Source organism: Paraburkholderia sp. RL17-337-BIB-A, from assembly GCF_046025895.1.
Taxonomy (GTDB): domain Bacteria; phylum Pseudomonadota; class Gammaproteobacteria; order Burkholderiales; family Burkholderiaceae; genus Paraburkholderia; species Paraburkholderia fungorum_C.
On the sequence record NZ_JARESY010000001.1, the window covers coordinates 1,260,577 to 1,283,750 of the forward strand.

General features: G+C 63.8%; 19 protein-coding genes. 11 read left to right on the forward strand and 8 right to left on the reverse strand.

The window, feature by feature from the left end; translation table 11 throughout:
- Positions 1-160 precede the first annotated feature (160 nt).
- Positions 161-721, forward strand: a complete 561-nt coding sequence (locus tag P0D84_RS05935) for an RBBP9/YdeN family alpha/beta hydrolase (protein ID WP_408333477.1) — start codon at positions 161-163, stop codon at positions 719-721.
- 113 nt (positions 722-834) lie between these two features.
- On the opposite strand, the gene P0D84_RS05940 is transcribed toward P0D84_RS05935, so the two are convergent.
- Positions 835-2,055 (reverse strand): CaiB/BaiF CoA transferase family protein, encoded by a 1,221-nt coding sequence (locus tag P0D84_RS05940; protein ID WP_408333480.1) that lies wholly within the window; start codon positions 2,053-2,055, stop codon positions 835-837.
- A gap of 333 nt (positions 2,056-2,388) precedes the next feature.
- Here P0D84_RS05940 and alaS point away from each other — a divergent pair, with 333 nt between their 5' ends.
- Positions 2,389-5,013: an alanine--tRNA ligase gene (gene alaS / locus P0D84_RS05945; RefSeq protein WP_408333483.1), complete on the forward strand. Its 2,625-nt coding sequence runs from the start codon at positions 2,389-2,391 to the stop codon at positions 5,011-5,013.
- A gap of 63 nt (positions 5,014-5,076) precedes the next feature.
- On the opposite strand, the gene P0D84_RS05950 is transcribed toward alaS, so the two are convergent.
- On the reverse strand, positions 5,077-5,988 hold the full coding sequence (locus tag P0D84_RS05950; RefSeq protein ID WP_408333486.1) for a LysR family transcriptional regulator: 912 nt from the start codon (positions 5,986-5,988) through the stop codon (positions 5,077-5,079).
- Between the two features lie 118 nt (positions 5,989-6,106).
- On the opposite strand from P0D84_RS05950, the gene P0D84_RS05955 reads away from it, so the two are divergent.
- The 8 genes from P0D84_RS05955 (at position 6,107) to P0D84_RS05990 (ending at position 13,761) form a co-directional block, all read left to right on the forward strand.
- Positions 6,107-7,660 carry a YbfB/YjiJ family MFS transporter gene (locus P0D84_RS05955; RefSeq protein ID WP_408333489.1) on the forward strand — a complete coding sequence of 518 codons (1,554 nt, stop codon included), beginning with the start codon at positions 6,107-6,109 and terminating at the stop codon, positions 7,658-7,660.
- Between the two features lie 235 nt (positions 7,661-7,895).
- Entirely contained in the window at positions 7,896-8,927 is a 1,032-nt protein-coding gene (locus P0D84_RS05960; protein WP_408333492.1) for a threonine aldolase family protein, read from the forward strand.
- A gap of 128 nt (positions 8,928-9,055) precedes the next feature.
- Entirely contained in the window at positions 9,056-9,586 is a 531-nt protein-coding gene (locus tag P0D84_RS05965) for an NUDIX domain-containing protein (protein WP_408333495.1), read from the forward strand.
- Between the two features lie 41 nt (positions 9,587-9,627).
- Positions 9,628-10,077 carry an acyl-CoA thioesterase gene (locus P0D84_RS05970; protein ID WP_408333498.1) on the forward strand — a complete coding sequence of 150 codons (450 nt, stop codon included), beginning with the start codon at positions 9,628-9,630 and terminating at the stop codon, positions 10,075-10,077.
- Positions 10,078-10,081: 4 nt separating this feature from the next.
- Entirely contained in the window at positions 10,082-11,020 is a 939-nt protein-coding gene (locus P0D84_RS05975) for a branched-chain amino acid ABC transporter permease (protein ID WP_408333501.1), read from the forward strand.
- Positions 11,013-12,302, forward strand: coding sequence for a branched-chain amino acid ABC transporter permease (locus tag P0D84_RS05980; protein WP_408333504.1), 1,290 nt, complete (start codon positions 11,013-11,015; stop codon positions 12,300-12,302). The genes P0D84_RS05975 and P0D84_RS05980 overlap by 8 nt, the downstream gene beginning before the upstream one ends.
- Positions 12,299-13,051, forward strand: coding sequence for an ABC transporter ATP-binding protein (locus P0D84_RS05985; protein ID WP_408333507.1), 753 nt, complete (start codon positions 12,299-12,301; stop codon positions 13,049-13,051). Before P0D84_RS05980 ends, P0D84_RS05985 begins: the two co-directional genes overlap by 4 nt.
- Positions 13,048-13,761, forward strand: a complete 714-nt coding sequence (locus tag P0D84_RS05990) for an ABC transporter ATP-binding protein (protein ID WP_408333510.1) — start codon at positions 13,048-13,050, stop codon at positions 13,759-13,761. The genes P0D84_RS05985 and P0D84_RS05990 overlap by 4 nt, the downstream gene beginning before the upstream one ends.
- A 566-nt stretch (positions 13,762-14,327) precedes the next feature.
- Here P0D84_RS05990 and P0D84_RS05995 read toward each other — a convergent pair.
- Complete coding sequence (locus P0D84_RS05995) at positions 14,328-14,543, reverse strand: hypothetical protein (RefSeq protein WP_408333513.1); 216 nt, start codon at positions 14,541-14,543, stop codon at positions 14,328-14,330.
- Positions 14,544-14,869: 326 nt separating this feature from the next.
- Here P0D84_RS05995 and tnpC point away from each other — a divergent pair, with 326 nt between their 5' ends.
- Complete coding sequence (gene tnpC / locus P0D84_RS06000) at positions 14,870-16,288, forward strand: IS66 family transposase (RefSeq protein WP_408333516.1); 1,419 nt, start codon at positions 14,870-14,872, stop codon at positions 16,286-16,288.
- Between the two features lie 184 nt (positions 16,289-16,472).
- On the opposite strand, the gene iolB is transcribed toward tnpC, so the two are convergent.
- The 5 genes from iolB to P0D84_RS06025 form a co-directional block, all read right to left on the reverse strand.
- Entirely contained in the window at positions 16,473-17,273 is an 801-nt protein-coding gene (gene iolB, locus P0D84_RS06005) for a 5-deoxy-glucuronate isomerase (protein WP_408333519.1), read from the reverse strand.
- Positions 17,270-18,196 carry a myo-inosose-2 dehydratase gene (gene iolE, locus P0D84_RS06010; RefSeq protein ID WP_408333522.1) on the reverse strand — a complete coding sequence of 309 codons (927 nt, stop codon included), beginning with the start codon at positions 18,194-18,196 and terminating at the stop codon, positions 17,270-17,272. The genes iolB and iolE overlap by 4 nt, the downstream gene beginning before the upstream one ends.
- A gap of 10 nt (positions 18,197-18,206) precedes the next feature.
- A complete protein-coding gene (iolD, locus tag P0D84_RS06015) occupies positions 18,207-20,180 on the reverse strand; it encodes a 3D-(3,5/4)-trihydroxycyclohexane-1,2-dione acylhydrolase (decyclizing) (RefSeq protein ID WP_408333525.1) in 1,974 nt (657 codons plus the stop codon).
- Complete coding sequence (locus tag P0D84_RS06020; protein ID WP_408333528.1) at positions 20,177-22,255, reverse strand: bifunctional 5-dehydro-2-deoxygluconokinase/5-dehydro-2-deoxyphosphogluconate aldolase; 2,079 nt, start codon at positions 22,253-22,255, stop codon at positions 20,177-20,179. Before P0D84_RS06020 ends, iolD begins: the two co-directional genes overlap by 4 nt.
- 66 nt (positions 22,256-22,321) lie before the next feature.
- Entirely contained in the window at positions 22,322-23,161 is an 840-nt protein-coding gene (locus P0D84_RS06025; protein WP_408333531.1) for an ATP-binding cassette domain-containing protein, read from the reverse strand.
- Positions 23,162-23,174 lie beyond the last annotated feature (13 nt).

Here is a 23,174-nt window from a genome sequence, read left to right on the forward strand (position 1 = left end):
CGGCGTGGGGCAAGCGATGCATTGAAGCGCGGCTTCGGCCGGGCGGAGCAAGGCTTTGCAGAAGCAAACTGCGCAGACATACTACAGCGCGCTTGCGAGGCGCACTTGCAAAACGCACTTGCGAAGTGCACTTGAGAAACGAACTACAAAGGGGCGCGCGATGAGCGGACAAAAACCAAACGTACTCGTGCTGCCGGGCTATCAGAACTCCGGCGCAGGTCACTGGCAGACGCGCTGGGAAGCGCTCGATCCTTCCTTCGTGCGCGTGCGGATGTCGGACTGGGACCATCCGGCGCGCGACGCGTGGTGCCGCACGCTTGACGCCGCGGTGGCCGCCGCCGACTCGCCAGTCGTGTTCGCCGCACACAGCCTCGGCTGTCTGACGGCCGCGTTCTGGGCGACGCAGTATGCAAGCGCGACCCAGCTTGCGAAGGTAGTGGGCGCACTTCTGGTGGCCGTGCCCGATCCTTCCGGGCCGCATTTTCCACACGACGCCAGCGGTTTCGCGCCAGTGCCGCTTACGCGCTTGCCGTTCGCGAGCATCGTCGTGGCGAGCAACGACGATCTATACGGCAGCGGGCCGTTCTCGCAAACGTGCGCGCACGCGTGGGGCAGCCGCTGGATCGATCTCGGGCCGCGCGGCCATATCAATGCCGACAGCGGCCTCGGCGATTGGGACGAAGGGCGGAGCTGGCTGGCTTCATTGGGCGAGGGGCGCTGAGCTGCTATTTGCGCCGATTCGGCGCTCAACGGATTTCGGAAACCGAAGTGCGCCATCGCCATGGGCCGCGTTGTCGCCGGCGTCACTGAAAACCGGCGCCGCCCGCACCGGCCTCAAATCACCGATTGGTCCCGCAACGCCGCGATCCGCGCCTCGTCATAACCGAGCACATCGCGCAAGATGCTATGCGTGTGCTCGCCGAGCGTCGGCGGATGGGACAGCGCTTCGGGCGGCGTGCCGGTCATATTGATCGGATTGCGCACCAGCTTGACCGTGCCGCCCGACGGATGCGGCAGATCAACCCGCATGCCGCGCGCCACCACCTGCTCGTTTTCAAATACTTCACCCAGATCGTTGATCGGCCCGCACGGCACGCCGGCCGCTTCCAGTGCGGCGATCCATTGCTGCTTGCCCTGCAGGCGCACCATGTCGGCAAGGATCGGCACGAGCGTGTCGCGATGGCGCACGCGAGCGGGGTTGGTTGCGAATCGCGCGTCGTTGGCCAGTTCGGGGCGGCCGCCTGCCTCGACGAATTTGCGGAACTGGCCGTCGTTGCCGACCGCGACGATGATCCAGCCGTCGCTCGTCTGGAAGGTCTGATAGGGCACGATATTCGGATGCGCATTGCCCCAGCGCACCGGCGGCTGGCCGCTCGCCAGGTAGTTCGAATTCATGTTGGCCAGCATGGCGACCTGTACGTCCAGCAGCGCCATGTCGATGTACTGGCCTTCGCCCGTGCGGTCGCGGTGCGTGAGCGCTGTGAGCACGGCGATGGTCGAATACATGCCGGTCATCAGATCGGCAATCGCCACGCCCGCTTTCTGCGGACCGCCGCCCGGCTGGCCGTCGCGCTCGCCGGTGATGCTCATGAAACCGCCGATGCCTTGCACGATGAAATCGTAGCCAGCCCGCTGCGCATACGGGCCGGTTTGCCCGAAGCCGGTCACCGAGCAGTAGATCAGATCCGGCTTCACTTCCTTGAGCGACGCGTAATCGAGGCCGTACTTCTGCAACTGCCCGACCTTGTAATTTTCCAGCACCACGTCGCTTTGGGCGGCCAGTTCGCGGATGATCCGCTGGCCTTCGGGCGAAGCGATATCGACGGTGACCGAGCGCTTGTTGCGGTTCGCCGCGAGGTAATAGGCGGCTTCGCGCGTGTCGGCGCCTTCCGGTGTTTTCAGGTACGGCGGCCCCCAGTGGCGGGTGTCGTCGCCGACTTCGGGGCGTTCGATCTTGATGACGTCGGCGCCGAAATCGGCCAACGTCTGCGCGCACCAAGGGCCGGCGAGCACGCGTGTGAGATCCAGCACGCGGATATGACTGAGAGCGCCCATATTTTTCAATGTCTCCTTTGTCGACCAGAGTTAGCGCTTCAGCGCTTACTCTGGTCCCATGCAAGATTTGTGTGAAACGGCGCGCATGTCGCCGCGGATGGGGGCAATCTTAAGCGATTCCCGCGCGCCGGCGCAGTCAGCCGAATGGCATAGGACGCGCGGCGCGCCTTGACCATGCCGCGCGCTACCCGGCCAAACCTGGCCGAATGGTCAACCAGGCGGGGGCGCTGCCGCGCACGGGCGCCGATCCCGTATAATCAGTCGTTTAAGAAACAAACAGTTGGCGCATCCCATGATGCCGCCGGAAACAGCCAGGACCGTCCCCCGCACGCTATGAAAGCCGCCGAAATCCGCGAGAAATTCCTCAAGTTCTTCGAATCGAAGGGCCACACGATCGTTCGCTCGTCGAGCCTTGTGCCCGGCAACGACCCGACACTGCTCTTCACCAATTCGGGGATGGTGCAGTTCAAAGATGTGTTCCTCGGCGCGGAATCGCGTCCTTATTCGCGCGCCACAACCGCGCAGCGCAGCGTGCGCGCCGGCGGCAAGCACAACGATCTGGAAAACGTCGGCTACACCGCGCGTCACCACACGTTCTTTGAAATGCTGGGCAACTTCTCGTTCGGCGACTACTTCAAGCGCGACGCAATCCACTACGCGTGGGAGTTGCTGACGGGCGTGTACCAGTTGCCCAAAGACAAGCTGTGGGTCACCGTCTATCACGAAGACGACGAAGCGCACGACATCTGGGCGAAGGAAGTGGGCGTGCCGGTCGAGCGGATCATCCGCATCGGCGACAACAAGGGCGCGCGCTACGCGTCAGACAACTTCTGGCAGATGGCCGACGTCGGCCCGTGCGGCCCGTGCTCGGAAATCTTCTACGACCACGGCCCGGACGTCTGGGGCGGCCCTCCGGGATCGCCTGAAGAAGACGGCGACCGCTACATCGAGATCTGGAATCTCGTGTTCATGCAGTTTAGCCGCGACGCGCAAGGCACCCTGACGCCGCTGCCCAAGCAGTGTGTCGACACGGGCATGGGTCTGGAGCGCATCGCCGCGGTTCTGCAGCACGTGCACAGCAACTACGAGATCGACCTCTTCCAGGCGCTTATCAAGGCCGCGGGCCGCGAAACCGGCGTGACCGATCTGACCAACAACTCGCTGAAGGTGATCGCCGACCACATTCGCGCGTGCTCGTTCCTGATCGTCGACGGCGTGATTCCGGGCAACGAAGGCCGCGGCTATGTGCTGCGCCGTATCGTGCGCCGCGCGATCCGTCATGGCTACAAGCTGGGCAAGAAGGGTTCGTTCTTCCACCGCATGGTGCCGGACCTCGTCGCGCAAATGGGCGGCGCCTATCCGGAACTGAAGGACGCGGAGCAACGCGTGACCGACGTGCTGCGTCAGGAAGAAGAGCGCTTCTTCGAGACCATCGAGCACGGCATGTCGATTCTGGAAAGCGCGCTGGCCGATCTGGACGCGAAGGGTGGCAAGACCCTCGACGGCGAACTCGCATTCAAGCTGCACGACACCTACGGCTTCCCGCTCGATCTGACGGCAGACGTGTGCCGCGAGCGCGAAGTGACGGTCGACGAAGCGGCTTTCGACGAAGCCATGGCGCGTCAGCGCGAGCAGGCTCGCGCGGCGGGCAAGTTCAAGATGGCACAAGGCCTCGAATACTCGGGCGCGAAGACCACGTTCCACGGCTACGAAGAAATCATCTTCGACGACGCGAAAGTAATCGCGCTGTATGTCGACGGCGCCTCGGTGAAGGAAGTGAAGCACGGCCAGCAAGCTGTCGTCGTGCTCGATCACACGCCGTTCTACGCGGAGTCAGGCGGCCAGGTGGGCGACCAGGGCTTGCTGGCTAACGCGAGCGTGCGCTTTGCGGTCACCGACACGCTGAAGGTGCAGGCGGACGTGGTCGGCCATCACGGTACCCTCGAGCAGGGCACGCTGAAAGTCGGCGACGTCGTGAAGGCGGAAATCGACGCGGTGCGGCGTGCTCGCACCGAGCGCAATCACTCGGCGACTCACCTGATGCACAAGGCACTGCGCGAAGTGCTCGGTTCGCACGTGCAGCAGAAGGGTTCGCTGGTCGATGCGGACAAGACCCGTTTCGACTTCGCGCACAACGCGCCGATGACCGACGAGCAGATCCGCCAGGTCGAAGCGATCGTCAATGCGGAAGTGCTGGCGAACGCACCGGGCATTGTGAAGGTCATGCCGTTCGACGAAGCGGTGAAGGGCGGCGCGATGGCGCTGTTCGGCGAAAAGTATGGCGACGAAGTGCGCGTGCTCGACCTCGGTTTCTCGCGCGAGCTGTGCGGCGGTACGCACGTGCATCGCACGGGCGACATTGGCCTGTTCAAGATCGTGATGGAAGGCGGTGTGGCTGCCGGCATCCGTCGCGTGGAAGCAATCACGGGCGATAACGCCGTGCGCTTCGTGCAGGATCTCGACGCGCGGATCAATGCCGCTGCGGCCGTGTTGAAGGCGCAGCCGTCGGAACTGACACAGCGGATCGTGCAGGTGCAGGATCAGGTGAAGTCGCTGGAAAAGGAACTGAGCGCGTTGAAGTCGAAGATGGCGTCGAGCCAGGGCGATGAGCTTGCCGGTCAGGCAATCGAAGTGGCCGGCGTGCATGTGCTGGCTGCAACGCTTGAGGGCGCGGACGTGAAAACGCTGCGCGAAACGGTCGACAAGCTGAAGGACAAGCTGAAGAGCGCGGCGATCGTGCTGGCCTCGGTCGAAGGCGGCAAGGTGAGTCTGATTGCAGGTGTGACGGCAGATGCCAGCAAGAAGGTGAAGGCGGGTGAACTGGTCAACTTCGTGGCGCAGCAAGTCGGTGGCAAGGGCGGCGGGCGGCCGGATATGGCGCAAGCAGGCGGCACCGAGCCGGCGAATCTGCCGGCGGCGCTGGCCGGCGTGAAGGGTTGGGTCGAAGCCCAGCTTTGATTCGGGTTTGATCAGGCTACGCGGGGCGCCAGTGACATGAGCGCGTCCCGCGCGGCCAAACTGTCAAGCAGCCGCCGTCGTTGCAACGGCAGGTGCATCCATCGCAGCCTCTTCTGACACCAGCGTTTGCCGCAGCGCATTCAGCGCGGACGAAAAATGCCCCCGCCGCCAGACCAGAAGCGTTTCAATTTCTCCAATATCGTGAAGCTCGTGAACGGCGATATTGCTGGCGTCGCCCTGCAAATCCAGCACTGACCTGGGCGCCACCGCCACCCCGGCGCCAGCCGCTACGCACGCCACAATCGCATGGTAAGAGCCCAGCTCCAGCACGCGAGCCGGCCTCACGCCATGTTCCAGATACCACTTCTCGACGTACGCCCGGTAAACACACCCGCGCTCGAACGCGATCAGCGTCGATAGCGCGATATCCCGCACTTCGCGAATCGGCTGATGGCCACGCGGCGACAGCATCACCAGCTCTTCGCGAAAAACCGGCACCGTCTCGAACAGGTCGCCGAGCGCGGCAGGATCCGGCGGCGTGGCCACCAGGGCCGCATCTATTTCGAATTCGCGGACACGTTCGATTAGCTTGCCGGTCGTGCCGGTTTCCAGTTCCAGTGCGACATCCGGCCACTGCTGGTGATAACGCGCGAGCAATCCGGGCAGACGCGTCGCCGCGACGCTTTCCATCGCGCCCAAACGCAAGCGCCCACTCGGACGATCCTCGCGCACCGCATGGCGCGCCTCGTCGGCGAGCGCGAGCAGACGTTCGGCGTAGGGCAGCAACGTCTCGCCAGCCGGCGTCAAAACGAGACGCCGGCCGTCGCGGATGAACAGGTCGGTGCCCAGTTGTTCCTCGAGTTGCTTGATCCGCGTGGTGACGTTCGATTGCACGCGATTGAGCTTGGCAGCGGCGCGCGTCACGCCATTTTCGCGCACGACAGCCCGAAAAATGGTCAAGGCGGCCAGATCCATGATTCTCTCCTGGCGATGGTTGGTATCCTAATTATTCATTTTTCGTGATCGAAAGGTCAAGCTAATATGGATTGAAGCGTCCGGTGACCGCCGGCTCGAATCTATTGGCTGCCTGTTCATGAATGATCTCGCTTCCCCAGCGTACGACGTGGTTGTCGAACGTCATGCCGCCCGCCGCGCGGCGCTTGCCTGCATGATTACCTTGGCCGTGGTGCTCGGCATTGGGCGTTTTGCGTTCACGCCGCTCCTGCCGCTGATGCTTCACGGCAGCCAATTCGGTCAGCCGCAGATCGATATCCAGCACGGCGGCTGGCTCGCGTCGTTTAACTACGCCGGTTATTTCGTTGGTGCGGTCGCTTGCGCGGCCCTGCGGGTCGAGCCGGCGCGCATGGTGCGGACAGGGCTTGTCGTGACGGTCTTGCTGACGCTGGCGATGGGTGTAACCAGCCAATTCTGGGTGTGGGCTGTCGTGCGATTTGTGGCTGGCGCGGTCAGCGCCTGGACCTTCGTGTTCGCCTCGCAGTGGGGCCTGCGGCGGCTCGCCGAACTTGGCGCGCACGGTTGGGCCGGGGTGATCTATACGGGGCCGGGCGTGGGCATCGTCGGGACGGGCTTGCTGGTCAGCGCCGCGGGCAGCTACGGCGCGACAGCCGGGTGGATCGGCTTCGGACTTGTCTCAGCGGTGCTTTCGATCGTGGTTTGGCCCGTGTTCAGGGGGGTGAACGATGCAGCCTCAGGAGGCGTGGCGCTCTCTGCGGGCGGGGTAAATACCGCCGTTCATGCGAGCCAACGCCCCGCGGTAAGCCAAGGCATCGCCACGGGCCAAGGCTCTGCCACAGGCCAAGGCTCTGCCACGGGCCAAGGCTCTGCCACGGGCCAAGGCTCTGCCACGGGCCAAGGCTCTGCCACGGGCCAAGGCACTGCCACAGGCCAAGGCACTGCCACAGGCCAAGGCACTGCCACGGCGCAAGGCACTGCCACGGCCCAAGGCACTGCCACAGGCCAAGGCATCGCCACGGGCCAAGGCACTCCCACAGACCAACGCACCCTCACAGACCAAGGCCCCGCCGCGAACCAAAGCCACCCCTCCCACCGCGCCGACTCCTTCTGGTTGATCCTGCTCTACGGCGTGCCCGGCTTCGGCTACATCATCACTGCGACGTTCCTGCCGGTGATCGCGCGCCACGCGCTGCCGGGCTCGTTCTGGCCCGATCTGTTCTGGCCGATGTTCGGCGCGGCCCTGGTCGTCGGCGCGTTGCTCGCGGCACGCCTGCCGATGCATTGGGACAACCGCTCGCTGCTCGCCGGTTGTTACGTGCTGCAAGCTGCAGGGATTGCGCTCGGCATCGTCTGGCCGACAGCGGGCGGCTTTGCGCTCGGCAGCATCCTGATCGGTCTGCCATTCACTGCAATCACCTTGTTCGCGATGCGCGAAGCCCGGCGCCTGCGTGGCGACGCTGCGGCCGGCCTGATGGGTTATGCAACCGCGGCGTACGGCATCGGGCAGATCGTGGGTCCATTGGTGGCCGCGCCGATCGCCGAACATACCGGCTCCTTTTCGCCGGCGCTGTCGCTGGCGGCCGGGGCGTTGGTACTGGGCGCAATCGGCCTGATCATCGTGGCGCGCCTGCCGCGTGGACATCGCCGCATGCCTGATTGCGGCTGCAACTGACGGCTTTCAGTCAGTGATTTTTCCAGCGGCTTGAGCAGGTCTGTCGGCAGCGTGCGCAGCGCCGTCTTCAACGGCAGAGGATCGGCGAGGCGCTCATATCGGGGGGCATTTCCCCAGCGCAGCGTTGGTCAACCCGCGCCCCCCAACAACCGAAAAACAAAAATAACCCTCCGGCGCACTAAAATGACCGCTTTCCGTCATCTCAGTGCGCCCGTCGCCGGGCGCGCCCCGATCCATGCAACATTTCGCGTCCGACAACTACGCCGGTATCTGTCCCGAAGCGCTCGAAGCGCTGATCACCGCCAACAACAGCGGCCACGAACCGGCCTACGGCGACGATTCCTGGACCAACCAGGTCTGCGACCGTCTGCGGGACCTGTTCCAGACCGACTGCGAAGTGTTTTTTGTGTTCAACGGCACGGCCGCCAATTCGCTGGCGCTGGCGTCGCTGTGCCAGTCGTATCACTCGGTGATCTGCCATGAACTCGCGCACATCGAAACGGATGAATGCGGCGGCCCGGAATTCTTCTCCGGCGGCTCGAAGCTGCTGACGGCGCCAGGCATCGGCGGCAAGCTCACGCCAGATGCAATCGAAGCGGTCGTCACGCGCCGCGCCGATATTCACTACCCGAAAGCGAAAGTTGTCACGCTGACCCAATCGACGGAAGTGGGCACCGTCTACACCGTTGAAGAAGTACGCGCGATCGCGGCGATCGCCAAACGGCGTCGTCTGTTGGTGCACATGGACGGCGCGCGGTTTGCGAACGCGGTCGCGGCGCTCGACGTGCATCCGTCCGAGATCACATGGCGCGCGGGCGTCGACGTGTTGTGCTTTGGCGGCACCAAGAACGGCTTGCCGGTCGGCGAAGCCGTGGTGTTTTTCGACCGCTCGCTCGCCGACGATTTTGCCTACCGTTTGAAGCAGGCCGGCCAACTGGCCTCGAAAATGCGCTTCATCTCCGCGCCGTGGCTCGGTCTGCTGGACAACGACGTCTGGCTGCGCAACGCGCGTCATGCGAATGCCATGGCCGACTTGCTGCAAACGCGGTTGCAGGAAATTCCCGGCGTGAGCATCATGTTTCCGCGAGAATCGAACGCGGTCTTTGCGCAATTGCCTCCGCAGGCCGCCAAGGCGATGCGCGCGCGCGGCTGGAAATTCTACGAGTTCATCGGCGCGGGCGGTTGCCGGCTGATGTGCGCCTGGGATACGCAGCCGGTAACCGTCGAGCGTTTCGCCGCGGAAGTGCGCGAGCTGTGCGCGGCGTGAACGCGCATCAACTGCGCGACTGAGCCAGGTTGGAATCGCGCAGCGCGCAGCCGACGCTGACCCAGCCAAAGCGACTCTCAACGCTGAACAAAACCGCACCCAAAAACATAAGAGACGCCCCACTCGCCATGACCGAATACCAATTTTGTCCGCGCTGCGCTACACCTTTGATCGAGCGCGCCGATGCCGAACACGAAGGCGGCCGCATCCGCCAGATCTGTCCCGACAACGAATGCGGCTACGTCCACTGGAACAATCCGCTGCCGGTCGTGGCCGCGATCGTCGAGTACGAGGGCAAGATCCTGCTCGCGCGCAACGCCGCCTGGCCTGAAGGCATGTTCGCGCTGATCACCGGCTTCCTCGAGAACGGCGAGACGCCGGAAGAGGGTATCGCCCGCGAGGTGCTCGAAGAAACCTCGCTGCATGCGGAGACCGTCGAATTGATCGGCGTGTACGAATTCATCCGCAAGAACGAGCTGATCATCGCGTATCACGTGAAGGCGTACGGCACGGTGGCGCTGTCGCCCGAATTGCTCGAATACCGGCTGGTCGAGCCGGCCAAACTGCGTCCATGGCGCGCGGGCACCGGGCAGGCGCTCGGCGAATGGATGCGGCGGCGCGGACTGCCGTTCGAATTTGTCGAAAGGCCGGGGCAGTAAGTTACGCCAATGAGCTTGGCCATCCACTCCACCACATCACGATGAACAAACCCACACCCGCCACGCGCAGCGCCTACCCGCATTTTCTGCCGATCACCACACGCTGGATGGATAACGACGTCTATGGCCACGTCAACAACGTCGTCTATTACAGCTACTTCGACACGGTGGTGAACGAATATCTGATTCGCGCCGGCGTGCTCGACTTCGAGCACGGCGCGACGATCGGCCTCGTGGTCGAGACACATTGCAATTACTTCGCGCCGCTGGTGTTTCCCGAGCGGGTCGAAGCGGGCTTGCGAGTGGTGCGGCTCGGTAGCTCGAGCGTGCGCTACGAAGTCGGTCTCTTCAAGGATGGCGACGATCAACCCGCGGCGCAAGGTCATTTCGTGCACGTGTACGTGGATCGCGTCACGCGTCGTCCGGTGACTCTGCCCGCTGAGCTGCGCGCGGCGCTCGAGCCGCTAACCGTCGCGGTGCAGGCGGAATAGGCGCGTGCAGTCGTTCGTCATCAATCTGCTCAACGGCGTGAGTTACGGCCTGCTGTTGTTCATGCTGTCGGCAGGTTTGACGCTGATTTTCAGCATGCTCGGCGTGCTGAATTTCGCCCACGCGAGCTTCTACATGCTCGGCGCGTATGTCGGCTTTTCGGTGGCGGCGCATGCGGGTTTCTGGAGTGCGCTGGTGATCGCGCCGCTCGTTGTCGGCTTGATCGGCGCGGCGCTGGAGCGCTGGCTGCTGCGCCGCGTGCGGGTGCACGGTCATCTGCCCGAATTATTGCTGACGTTCGGCGCCGCGTATCTGCTCGGCGAGCTGGTCAAGCTCGGCTGGGGGCTGAGTCCGCTTGGCGCCACTGTGCCGGCCGCGCTCGACGGACCGTTGTTCATGGTCTACGGCGCGGCCTTCGCACGCTATCGGGCCTTCATGATGGCGGTGTCGCTGGCGATGCTGGCGGTGCTCTACGCGGTGCTGCGCGTGTCGAAGGCGGGGCTGATCGTGCGCGCCGCGCTCACGCATGCGAGCGCTGTCGAGGCGCTCGGCCACAACGTGCCGCGCGTGTTCACCGGCGTGTTCGCGGCGGGCACGGCGCTCGCCGCTCTGGCCGGCGTGATCGGCGCGCCGCTCTTCGTAATCGAGCCGGCGATGGCGGAGTCGCTGGGGTCGATCGTGTTCGTGGTGGTCGTGATCGGCGGCCTGGGCTCGTTGAGCGGGGCGCTGGCGGCGTCATTGATCGTCGGCTGCGTGCAGACCTTTGCGGTGGCGAGCGACGTGTCGTTGGGCGATCTCACATGGGCATTCGGAGGCGCGCTGCCGGCCGAATGGGACGCGTTGACACTCGCGCAATTCGCGCCGCTGATTCCCTATCTGCTGCTTGTTGCGATGCTGGCGCTGCGTCCGCGTGGACTGTTCGGCCGGCGCGACGATCATGCGTGAGCCGCCCGACACGTTCGCGATGCCCGTCGCGACGTCTCGCTCGATGCCGCGAATCGTCGCACCCTGGCTCGCGCTCGTCCTGTTCCTCGCCGTGCCGCCCTTGGTGTGGCCGCAAAGCTGGCTGCTCGCCTATCTCGCGCAGACCGCGACGATGATCGTCTTCGCGCTCTCCTACAACCTGCTGCTCGGCGAAACGGGCTTGCTGTCGTTCGGTCATGCCGCTTATTCCGGCCTCGGCGCGCTCATCGCGGCGCAAGTGTTCAACCGCATCGGCGTGCCGCTCGTGCTGCTGCCGTTGATCGGCGGCATCGGCGGCGCGCTGTGCGGGGTGCTGTTCGGTTTCGTGTCGACGCGGCGCGCCGGAACGGCGTTCGCGATGATCACGCTCGGCATCGGCGAACTCGTCGCGGCGGCCGCGTGGACACTGCCCGACTGGTTCGGCGGCGAGGCTGGCGTGCCGATCGATCGCGCGAGCGGGCCGCTGCTCGCAACTTGGAGCTTCGGCCCGGCACGCGAAGCGTATGCGCTGATCGCGTTGTGGTGCGTGCTGGCGAGCGTGGCGATGTTCGCGTTGTCGCGCACACCGTTCATGCGGCTTGCCAACGCCGTGCGCGACAATCCGGCGCGCGCGGCGGCGATCGGCTGCTACCCGCGCCGCGTCCGCTATGGCGTGGTGGTGATGTCGGCGTTTTTTGCGGGCATTGCAGGCACCCTAGGGCTGATCAATGTCGAACTGGTGTCGACGGAAAGCGTCGGCATGATGCGCTCGGGCGCCGTGCTGATCGCGACGGTGATCGGCGGTACGGCGGCGTTTTTCGGGCCGGTCGCCGGCGCGATCGTCCTGACGTTTTTCAGCGTTGCGGTGGCGAGTGTGACGCGGGCCTGGCTGTTCTATCTGGGGCTGTTCTTCATCGTGATCGTGGTGGCCTCGCCGGATGGACTGGCGGGCTTCGCGCAACGGCACACGGCACGCCTGTCTGGCTACGGCTGGCGCGTGTGCAGCAAGGCTTATCTATGGGGCGTGGCCTCGGCGGCGCTGTGGACGCTGGCCGTTGTGCTCGCGGTGCAGTGGGCCTATGCCGTGCAATTCGGTGCTGACGATGGCGCGGCTTTCAACGTGATCGGCGTGCCGCTGGCGACGGCCTCACCCCATCTTTGGCTAGGCGGCGCGGTTTTCATGCTGGCCATCACGGGGGCACTCGCGGCACGCTACGCACGTCGCGCGCAGGCACGTCTTGCCGTTCGCGCCAGTGCTGCGCCGAGCACCGGAGACGCACGATGATCCCGGCCCTCGCGCTCTACGGCATCGAAAAACGCTTTGGCGCCACGCAGATTCTGCGCGGCGTCGATCTTGCGATCGAGCCCGGTGAGCGCCATGCGTTGATCGGCCCGAACGGCGCCGGCAAATCGACGCTCTTCAATCTGATCGCCGGTGGCGCGCGTCCGAACGCCGGGCGCATCGATCTGTTCGGTACGGAGATCACGCGTCTCGCGCCGGCCGCGATCACGCGCCGTGGCCTCGCGCGCAGTTTCCAGACCACCAGCGTGTTCGCTCGCCTCAGCGTGTTCGACAACCTGCGCTGTGCGGCCATGCTGGCCGAGCGCGACCGCACGCACTGGTGGCAGCGTTTCAGCGGTTCACGCACGGTCGATGCACGCGCCGATCAGGTGCTCGATGTAGTGGGGCTGAGTGCGCGCCGGCATAGCCAGGCCGGCACACTGAGCTATGCCGAGCAGCGCGCGCTCGACCTCGGCATTGCTCTCGCGGGTGGCGCGCATACCTTGCTGCTCGATGAACCTACCGCCGGCATGAACCGCGCCGAAGCGGCGCGCGCCATCGAGCTGATTCGCTCGACCACCGCGGGCCGCACGCTGCTGATGGTCGAGCACGACATGGACGCCGTGTTCGCGATCGCCGATCGCATTTCGGTGCTGGTGCAAGGCCGCATCATCGCGACTGGTACGCCGGCGGCGATTCGCGCGGACGCGGCAGTGCGCGCCGCTTATCTCGGCGACGACTTCCGCCCATGACCGCCTTGCTCGACATTCAACAATTGAATGCATGGTACGGCGCGAGCCAGGCCCTGCGTGGCGTGTCGTTGCAGATCGGCGCGGGAGAGGTCGTCGCGCTGGTCGGGCGCAACGGCTCCGGACGCTCGACGCTGGCGCGCGCGATCATGGGTCTCGTGCGCAGCGAGGGCAAGTTGCGTTTTGCCGGCCATGCACTCAGCGGGCTGCGCACCTTCGAGATCGCCCGCCTGGGACTCGGTTACGTGCCGGAACATCGCGACGTCTTTCCGACGCTGAGCGTCCACGAGAATCTGCAACTCGGTGTGGCGCCGCGGGCTCGCGGCCGCACCGCGCGCTTTGCCTTTGACGACGCCTATGAACTGTTTCCCGTCCTGCGCGAAAGGATGGGCACGCGTGCCGGCGCGCTATCCGGCGGTGAACAGCAGATGCTGACGCTTGCCCGGGCATTGCTCGGCGATCCCGACCTGCTGGTCATCGACGAACCCGGCGAGGGACTGGCCAGCCAGGTGATCGGGCAGGTCGCGCAATGTCTGCGAATGCTGCGTGAGCGGGGTGTGGCGATGCTGCTGATCGAACAGCGGCTCGTGATTGCGCAAGACATTGCTAGCCGGGTGGCGGTGATGGGACATGGCGAAATTGTGTTCGATGACACGCTTGCGTTGTTTTTGAAGCGACCGGACGTGATGCAGGAATGGCTCGGGGTGGGTTAGGTAGTTGCGGTTCCACGGCGGGCAAGGTGGGTTTGTTAAAGCCGAACAGCAGCGTTTTTGGCGGGTGTCTCGCTGCGGTTGTATTGCAGCGCCGCATTTGAATTCGTGACTATTTTGCTGTCCTGATGCGCCCTGTCACAGTTTTTTTGCCTGCGCGGCGCTTATTGTCTGTGGTTTTTTGGCGTTGGCCTTTCCTTGATTTGTTATTGGTCTATTAGCGTCGCCCCTGTGCGGGGCAGCACCTACTTTTCTTTGCCTGCCGCAAAGAAAAGTAGGCAAAAGAAAGCGGCTCAAACCGCCAGCTCAGAAGCGGGGCCCCCGCACAGTCGCGGTAGTGGTGCATCTGGAATCTGTGCTCTCGCACATTTGGCGTCAGTGACAAGGCCGTCATACTTCCCGCCTCGCCCTGCGTGCTCGCCGGAAGGGTTCATCAGGAAGGTCGGTGGCTTCGCTCGGGACTTAGTGAACCATCGGTTTCTGTTGGATAAAGCCATAGTACTCCCGGCGCCGCTGCGCGCGCCGAAACGTGCTTCATAAAACCGCCCACCGCGTTTGACGCCCACGTTTTACTCGCTGCCGCAGCTCGGCATCGCATAACCCTGATGCAACAGCAACAGCAACAGCAACAGCAACAGCAACAGCAACAGCAACAGCAACAGCAACAGCAACAGCAACAGCAACAGCAACAGCAACAGCAACAGCAACGGCGACTGCGAATGCAACTGTGGCTTCTCTCCTTCGGGCGTGGCTACGAGGCGAATGCGAGTGGAGGTGCGACGCACTGACATTTCATTTGAAGTGCGGTCGACCCCGAGTGTGGTGCGCCTCACCGAGGCGAAGCCGATGGCTCCCATCGGGCTCAAGCGAAGCCGCTGGTTTGCGTGATGAACCCTTCCGGTGAGCACGCAGTGCGAGGCGGGAAGTATGAGTGCTTTGTCACTCACGCCGAATGTGCGAGGGCATGGATTCCAGATGCACCACTACCGCGACTGTGCGGGGGCCCCGCTTATGGGCTGGCGGTGTGAGCCGCTTTCTTTGCTTATCTTTCTTTGCGGCGGCGTAACTATTCAGCTTGTAAACTGTTGCCAGGCTGTGCATAGTGAAGGACATGACGAAGATGCCAGACATCAAGGACCTGACGCACGAACAGAAGGACGCGCTCATCATTGATCTGGTGAGACGTCTGAACGAGCTCGAAGCGAAACTGGAGAAGGACAGTCATAACTCCAGCAAGCCGCCGTCAAGCGATGGGCCCAGGCGCAAACCGAAGTCGTTGCGTGGCACGAGCGGCGCCAAGCCCGGTGCGCAACCTGGGCACAAGGGCAAGACGCTCAAACGCGTAGCGCAGCCCGATCACATCAAGATTCACCCAGTGGCGCCGGTGTGCGATGCATGCGGCAAACGCATCAAACCGGCCCGCATTGCCGTGTTGCCCGAAGGCCGTCAGGTGATCGATCTGCCGCCCACGCGCTTTGAGGTGACCGAACATCGCGTCCAGATCGCGCAGTGCCGCTGCGGCAAGCAGCATTCGGGCATGTTTCCCCAGGGCGTGAGCCAGGCGGTCCAGTACGGTCCCCAGGTGCGCGCCGCGGCGGTCTATCTGACGCAATACCAGCAGTTGCCGGTAGCGCGTACCGCTCAGGCGCTGGAAGACCTGTTTGGTCTGCCTGTGAGTACGGGAACCGTACAGCACAGCATTGATCAGGCCGCGCAGCTGCTGGCGCCGGCGGTTGAACAGATCAAACAGGCGCTACGCGAGCAGCCCGTGGTGCATTTCGATGAGAGTTCAATGCGCGTGGGTCGCACGCCTCACTGGCTGCATGTCGCCTCGACACGCATGTTGAGCTGGTATGGCTCACACCGCAAGCGCGGTAGCGAGGCGTTGGATAGCTTCGGCATTCTCCCCGGCTTCAAGGGCATCGCGGTCCATGACGGCTGGGGGCCGTACGCGGGCTATGAATGTGAACATGCGCTGTGCAATGCGCACCATCTGCGCGAACTGGTGTTTGTGCTGGAGTCCACGCAGCAAACCTGGGCACAGCAGATGATCGATCTGCTTTGCCAGGCAAAGCGTGAGGCTGACCTCAGTCTGGCCTCGGGCAACGCAGCGCTGGATCAATCGCGCCAACGCCATTATGCGCGGCGTAGCCGGATGCTGATTGCCCAGGCGCGCCGACTCAATCCGCAACAGGCACGTGAACCGACGCGCGAGGACCGCCGCGGCAGAATCAGGCAAAGTTTTACATACAACCTGCTCCGGCGCCTTCAGAGGTATGCACGCGAAGTGTGGCGTTTCATTGCAGACCACCGCGTCCCGTTCGATAACAACCAGGCCGAACGCGACATCCGTATGCTCAAACTCAAACAGAAAATCTCAGGATGCTTCCGCGCAGAATCGGGCATGCAGGCGTTCTGCACGATCCGCTCCTACCTTGCCACCCTGCGCAAGCAGAACCGCTCGCTGATCAATGCGCTGGCGTTGAGCTTCGCCGGATTAGTCGTTTCGCCTTTGGTGGCTGCTGAATAGTTACGCGGCGGCAAAGAAAGTAAGTGCCGCCCCGCACAGGGGCAACACTAATAGACCGATATCAACTCAAGGAAAGGCCAACGCTGCAGGCACACAGCCAAAAGCGCCGCGCAGGCAACGAGATCAAGGAAAGGCCACCCCCGCAGGCACACAAACAAACAACCGCTCCGCAAAAAAAAAACCGTCAACCATCCTTATTAACAATCCACTCATGCGCAGGATCATTACGAAAATGCCACACGCGCTGTCCTCCCGCCATCACATTCAAATAATAAGACTCATACCCATAGGGAACAACAACCGGATGATACCCACGCGGCACCATCACGACATCGTGATTCTCGACAGCCATCGACTCATCGATATCACGCATATCCGTATACACACGCTGAAAAGCAAACCCTTGCGGCGGATCGAGCCGATGATAGTAAGTCTCTTCGAGTGAACTCTCATGAGGCACATTATCCGTATCGTGCTTATGCGGCGGATAGCTGGAAGCATGCCCACCGGGCGTCCGAACCTCAACAACCAGCAAAGACTCCGCAAGCTCAGTCTGCGGAAGAATATCGCATACGTATCGTGTATTCAGCCCCTTGCCACGCGTGGAGCGCTTCATCGTGGAAGGTTCGATCAACCTCGCCGGATACGCCCCCTTGCCAGGCGCACTCGCCACGCCAACCTCCGCATCGCGACAGGCGCGAACCGTCGCCCGCACGCCAGGCGGCAAATACAGCGCATACGGCGCGGAATCCTCGAACACGCTATCGCGCGAACCCAGCGAACTCCATTTGGCATCAGCCGTTTCAATATCCACCGCGCCCATCAGCACCACGATACACACTTCACGGGACGGCTCGAAAACATGCACGACTTCATCCGCGCCCAGCCGGTAAGCAGCAAACCCCACATACCGCCAGCACGCCGACTCAGGCGTCACCCGCACGATTGTCTGGCCCTCGCGCTGCGCCTTCACCAATAAACTCATGCCGCCTCCTGCTCAGTCTTGTCACCGGCGCCAAGCGGCGCATCGACCATCGCTCGCAAGGTCCGAAAGCCTTTCTCCGCATAGTCGTATGACGGCGCCACCACCGGGTCCTGTTCCGCTTCAACTACCAGCCAGCCGCGATAACCATGCCGCTTCAATCGATCAATGAGCGCGGCAAAGTTCACCGCGCCATCGCCCGGTACCGTGAATGCACCGTTGATCACGGCGTCGAGAAAACTCCAGTTCCGGTTGCGTGCCAGCTTCATCACCGCAGGCCGAACGTCCTTGCAGTGCACATGACATACGCGGTCAATGTGCTTGTCGAGTACCGCGAGTGGATCGCCGCTGGCAAACGTGATGTGCCCCGCATCGAACAGCAAACCCACGGCGTCGCTCGTGCGCGACATCAACTGGTCGACGTCAGCCGGCGTTTCGACATACGCGCCCATGTGATGGTGGTACGCGAGCCGTACGCCGCGGCTTAGCGTGTAGCGCGCGAATTCATCGACGCGTGCCGCATAGGCAGCCCACTGCGCGTCGCTGAAAAAACGCGGACGTTGATACAGCGGCTGCGGCGCGCCCTGGATCGAATCGGCGACTTCGCCGTAGACCATCACCGTCGCGCCGTTCTGCGCGAGCAGCTCGAGGTGCGGGCCGACCGCGGCGATTTCCTCTGCCACGCTGCGTCGCGCGAGTCGTCCGGAGTACCAGCCGGATACCAAGGCCAGATCGTATTGGGCAAGCAACGTCTTCAACGCCTGTGGTTCGCGCGGAAATTTGTTGCCGAGCTCGAACCCCTGATAGCCGATCTGGCGTCCTTCGGTGAGCGCGACTTCGAGCGGCGTTTCGCCGCCGAGCGAAGGGAGGTCGTCGTTCATCCACGATAAGGGGTTGATGCCGATACGTACGTCGAAAGCAGTCATGCGAGGGTCCTCATTCGGTGTCGATGTGGCCGGGGCGCTCGCCGGGATCGGCGGGCGCGGCGCGGGCGGCGAGTTGGGCGTCGTATTGCGAACGTGCGGCACGCACGGTGTCGCGCGCCGATACCTCGGGCACGGCGACTTCCCACCACCAGCCGCCGTCGTCAGTGGTGCGGGCGGGGTCGGTGTCGATACTGATGACGTAGGTGCGATCGGCGGCACGCGCGCGTTGCAGTGCGTTTTCAAGCTCAGCAATGTTCGCGACGTGTTCAGCCTGCGCGCCAAGCGCGCGCGCATGCGCGGCGAAATCGATCCTCGGTGCGCCGAGCGGGCCCTGCATGCAGTCGTCGAGCAGGTTGTTGAACGGCGCGCCACCGCAGGCCTGCTGCAAGCGATTGATACAGCCGTAGCCGCGATTGTCGAGCACCAGGATGATGAGCTTCGCGCCGAGCATCACCGAAGTCGCGATCTCGCTGTTCATCATCAGATAGCTGCCGTCGCCGAGCATCACGATCACTTCGCGCGCGGGCCGCGCGAGCTTCACGCCGAGGCCGCCGGCGATTTCGTAGCCCATGCACGAGTAGCCGTATTCGACGTGGTACGCCCCCGGTTTGCCCGCGCGCCATAGCTTGTGCAATTCGGCCGGCAAGGTTCCCGCTGCGCAAACGACGATGTCGTCCATCGTGGAACGCGCGCTCGAACGCTGCACCGCGCCGATCACGTCGCCTTCATACGGCAGCACGGTGTCGCGTTGCGGCGCATGCGTGAGCGTGCCCACGGTATCGCGCCAGCTCGTGGCGAGTTTGTGCGCGCGCGCGGTCCATGTGCGGTCCGCGTGCCAGCCTTGCAGAGGTTCGGCGAGCGCATCCAGTGCAAGACGGGCATCGGCTTCGAGCACCAGCGCGCGATGCTTGAGGCCGTCGAACGGATTCGCATTGATGCCGATCACGTCGGCCTGCGTGAACAAGGTGTTCGAACCGGTGGTGAAGTCCTGCAAGCGTGTGCCGATTGCGAGCACGCAGTCCGCATCGTGTGCGAGCGCATTGGCGGCAGGCGAGCCGGTCACGCCCAATGCGCCGGCGTTCAACGGATCGTTCCACGCGAGCGAACCCTTGCCGGCCTGCGTTTCCGCGACCGGAACGCCGTGTGCGGCGGCGAAGCGGTGCAGCGCCTCGGTCGCGCGGCCATAAAGCACGCCACCGCCCGCGACGATCAGCGGCCGCCTGGCGCGGCGCAGACGGGCGACCGCCGCGTCGATGTCTTCGGCACGTGGCGCAGGGGAGTGAAACGTAATGACGCGCGGCGCAAAGAAATCAGCAGGGAAATCCCATGCCTGCGCTTGCACGTCCTGGGGCAACGCGAGCGTGACGGGACCGCACAACGCGGCGTCGGTGAGCACACGCAAGGCGCGCGGCAATGCATTGAGCAACTGCGCCGGATGCACGATGCGATCGAAGTAGCGCGACACGGGCTTGAACGCATCGTTGGCGGAGACGCCGCCGTCATGAAAATCTTCCACCTGCTGCAACACCGGATCGGGCGCGCGCGAGATGAACACGTCGCCGGGTAACAGCAGCACGGGCAGACGATTCACATGCGCGAGCGCGGCTGCCGTGATCAGATTGGTCGCGCCGGGTCCGATCGAAGTCGTGACGGCCATCATACGGCGGCGAAAATGCGCTTTCGCGTAGGCGATCGCGCTGTGTGCCATCGCCTGTTCGTTATGGGCACGCAGGGTGGGCAACGCCTCGCGGTGCTGATACAACGCTTCGCCCATGCCGGCCACATTGCCGTGCCCGAAGATCGCGAACACGCCGCCAAAGAGCGGCTCGGTGCCGGTGCCGTCTTCGCTCGCGACGCGTTGCGCGGCGAGATAGCGCACCAGCGCCTGGGCGGTTGTCAGACGGATGGTGCCGCCCGAGGGCGCGCGTGCCTGGACGGCGTCGTTGGCGGACGCCGCATCGTGATGCAATATGCGTTCGTTCATGCCGCCTGCTCCTGATGTGCATGCCGCGCCGTGGTAAGCGGCGCGTTTGCCGCTCCGCGCGCCGCGCGCCATGACGCGATCAGCGTTTCGAAGGTGCGGCGCACGCGCGCGATCAGTTCGTCGTCGCCGATCTCCCCGGCGAGCCATGCATGGCTCGGTTCGTGAAAAATCGTGCGGCCCACGGTGAAGCCCCGGCATGTCGCCGATTGTGCCGCCGCGCGAAAGCCCTCGTCCAATTGCTCGACACCCGCCGACAAACCGAGCAGCACCACGCCCCGGCAATACGGATCGCGCTCGGCGATCAGCGCGTCGACGGCTTGCCATTGCGCGGCGTCCATCGGTTCGAGCTTCCACCATTCCGGATAGATGCCGATGTTGTACAGCCGCTTCAACGCGCGATAAACGATGTCCGGTGCTTGCGGCAGATGCGCGTGCTTCGGCGGAATCACTTCGAGTAGCAGTTCGTGGCCGCTCGCTTGCGTCGCGTCGTAAAGCGCGCGCAGTTGTGCCTCCTGTTCGAGCCGTTGTTCGACCGGTTCGTCGGGATGGAATTGCACCAGGCACTTGGCAATGTGTTCCTGCGGCCACGCGATCAGCGCGGTGCCGACCGAGCGGCCGTGGTCGAACACGAGCGGCACGGACCCGGGCAGTTCAACCGGGCGGCCGATCCACCAGCCGCGGCCGGTGGCGGCGTTCAATGCGTCCTGACCGTAGCGGTCGTCGCTCAATACGCCGATGCGGCCTTGCAACCCCAAGGCGGCTTCCGTCTGCGCGACGGCTTCCACGAACAGGCCCTTCAGTTGCGCGATGCGCGCTTCGTCGGCACCGGTCTGCTGGGCCAGTTCGAAGAACTGGTTGCGGTGGTCGAACGCGAAGCCCAGTACTTCGTCCCATTGTTTACGGGCAGGGGAGACACGATGCAGGCGTGCGAGCGTCGCATCGCGGTCGGGGCGGCGCATGCGTTGCGGATCGGCTTTGGCTTCGCGCAGGAAGTAGTCAAGTTCGGCGGGCGTCGGCATCGCGGGTGCGCAACCGTGACGCGATACGACCAGCGCACCGCTGGCATTCGCGGCGCGCGCGCAGGCTTCGAGTGGCTGGTCGCACAACCATCCGGAGAGAAAGCCGGACGCGAACGCGTCGCCCGCGCCGAGCACGTTGAGCACTTCGACTTCCACGCCGCCATGAATCGGTAAATCGTCGAGCGTTGCCGGAACCTTGCCGTCGATGATCTGGCAGCCCATCGGCCCGCGCTTCAGAACCAGCGTGGCCGGTGTCACGGCGCGCACCATCGCGAGTGCGTCGACGAGTTCGGTCTTGCCGCCGGCGATGCGGAACTCCTCCTCGGTGCCGATCACCAGATCGAACAAAGGCAGAATGCGCTGCAAGTGCGAGCTCACGCCTTCGCTCGCGACGAAGCGGGTTTCGCCGTCCGCTTTGCCCGTGAGACCCCACAACACAGGGCGATAATCGATATCGAGCACGGTGCGCACGTTATTGCGCCGTGCGTAATCGAGCGCGCGATGGCTTGTGCGGTTCACCTGCCCGGTCGAAAAATGCGTGCCGGTAATCAGCAGCGCTTTCGACGACGCGATGTACGCCTCGTCGAAATCTGCTTCATCCACGGCCATATCCGCGCAGTTCTCACGATAGAAGATCAGCGGAAACGTATCGCGATCTTTCAGGCCGAGCAGAACGAGCGCGGTCAGGCGCTCCTGATCGATACGTACATGACTGACGTCGCAGCCTTCCTTCGTCAAGGTCTCGGTGAGAAAGCGGCCCATGTGATCGTTGCCGACACGCGCCAGCATCGCCGATCGAAGCCCGAGCCGCGCGCAACCGAACGCGATATTCGCCGAGGACCCGCCGAGATACTTCGCGAAGCTCGACACGTCTTCGAGCCGCGCGCCGACCTGCTGCGCGTACAGATCGACGGCAAGCCGGCCAAGACAGACGATGTCGCGGCTACGATCCGGTGCGAAACGGCTGGCCGCGGCCGCTGAAGCGGACGCGGGCTCAATGCCGGTTGCGTTTGGGTTCACGATCCCGGCGCCGCTGGATGTGCTGGAATGATCCATGAATATTCCTGAATAGCTGAGCGCGGGCGTGAGGCGCAGCAAGCGCCGGCAACCCACGCGAATGAATCAGATCGTCGTGCCTTCGAGTTCGCCGATCATCTTCTGCATCTCGGCGCCGCCGGCCATCATGTCGAGCACTTCATCCTTGCTGATGGTGTCCTTGGTGAACGTGCCGAGCGATTTGCCGCGATTGAGCAGCGTGAACGAATCGCCGATCGGATACGCGTGATGCACGTTGTGCGTGATAAAGATCACCGAGATGCCTTTCGCACGCGCCGTGTGGATCAGCTTCAGCACGTTGAAGCTCTGCTTGACGCCGAGCGCGGCGGTCGGCTCGTCGAGAATCAGCACGCGCGCGCCGAAGTGAATCGCCCGCGCAATCGCCAGACATTGCTTCTCGCCGCCGGACATGGTGCCGATCGGCTGATGCGGGTCGCGCACGTTGATGCCCATCTCCGCAAGTTTGTCGCGCGCGGTGGTCGCGCTGGTTTCGAGGTCCATCACCTTCAGAAAGCCGAACAGTTTCTTTTGCGGCTCGCGGCCCATGAAGAAGTTGCGTGCGACCGAGAGCAACGGCACCAGCGCCAGATCCTGATAGACCGTGGCGATGCCGAGATCGAGCGCGTCTTTCGGCGACTCGAACAGCACGGGTTTGCCGTCGACCAGGTATTGACCGGAAGAGGGTTGATGCACACCCGCCAAGGTTTTGATCAGCGTCGATTTACCCGCGCCGTTGTCGCCGAGCAGGCAATGCACTTCACCGCGTTTCAGGCGCAAGGTCACGCCGCTCAGCGCGATGACCTGGCCGAAGTACTTGCTGACGTCTTCGAGCGCGAGGATCACGTCGTCCTGCGGCTCGCTCGTGCCCGCCGTGTTCACGGTGTTCACGGTATTCGTATCGGACATGGTCGTCTCCTCG

What these genes read in the sequence shown, in the direction of transcription:
- P0D84_RS05935 (WP_408333477.1), top strand. Translation starts at nt 161, where the DNA reads ATGAGCGGACAAAAACCAAACGTACTCGTGCTGCCGGGCTATCAGAAC.
- iolD (WP_408333525.1), bottom strand. Translation starts at nt 20,180, where the DNA reads ATGAACGAACGCATATTGCATCACGATGCGGCGTCCGCCAACGACGCC.
- P0D84_RS05965 (WP_408333495.1), top strand. Translation starts at nt 9,056, where the DNA reads ATGACCGAATACCAATTTTGTCCGCGCTGCGCTACACCTTTGATCGAG.
- iolB (WP_408333519.1), bottom strand. Translation starts at nt 17,273, where the DNA reads ATGAGTTTATTGGTGAAGGCGCAGCGCGAGGGCCAGACAATCGTGCGG.
- P0D84_RS06020 (WP_408333528.1), bottom strand. Translation starts at nt 22,255, where the DNA reads ATGGATCATTCCAGCACATCCAGCGGCGCCGGGATCGTGAACCCAAAC.
- P0D84_RS05980 (WP_408333504.1), top strand. Translation starts at nt 11,013, where the DNA reads ATGCGTGAGCCGCCCGACACGTTCGCGATGCCCGTCGCGACGTCTCGC.
- P0D84_RS05950 (WP_408333486.1), bottom strand. Translation starts at nt 5,988, where the DNA reads ATGGATCTGGCCGCCTTGACCATTTTTCGGGCTGTCGTGCGCGAAAAT.
- P0D84_RS05990 (WP_408333510.1), top strand. Translation starts at nt 13,048, where the DNA reads ATGACCGCCTTGCTCGACATTCAACAATTGAATGCATGGTACGGCGCG.
- iolE (WP_408333522.1), bottom strand. Translation starts at nt 18,196, where the DNA reads ATGACTGCTTTCGACGTACGTATCGGCATCAACCCCTTATCGTGGATG.
- tnpC (WP_408333516.1), top strand. Translation starts at nt 14,870, where the DNA reads ATGACGAAGATGCCAGACATCAAGGACCTGACGCACGAACAGAAGGAC.
- P0D84_RS05970 (WP_408333498.1), top strand. Translation starts at nt 9,628, where the DNA reads ATGAACAAACCCACACCCGCCACGCGCAGCGCCTACCCGCATTTTCTG.
- P0D84_RS06025 (WP_408333531.1), bottom strand. Translation starts at nt 23,161, where the DNA reads ATGTCCGATACGAATACCGTGAACACCGTGAACACGGCGGGCACGAGC.
- P0D84_RS05985 (WP_408333507.1), top strand. Translation starts at nt 12,299, where the DNA reads ATGATCCCGGCCCTCGCGCTCTACGGCATCGAAAAACGCTTTGGCGCC.
- P0D84_RS05940 (WP_408333480.1), bottom strand. Translation starts at nt 2,055, where the DNA reads ATGGGCGCTCTCAGTCATATCCGCGTGCTGGATCTCACACGCGTGCTC.
- alaS (WP_408333483.1), top strand. Translation starts at nt 2,389, where the DNA reads ATGAAAGCCGCCGAAATCCGCGAGAAATTCCTCAAGTTCTTCGAATCG.
- P0D84_RS05960 (WP_408333492.1), top strand. Translation starts at nt 7,896, where the DNA reads ATGCAACATTTCGCGTCCGACAACTACGCCGGTATCTGTCCCGAAGCG.
- P0D84_RS05955 (WP_408333489.1), top strand. Translation starts at nt 6,107, where the DNA reads ATGAATGATCTCGCTTCCCCAGCGTACGACGTGGTTGTCGAACGTCAT.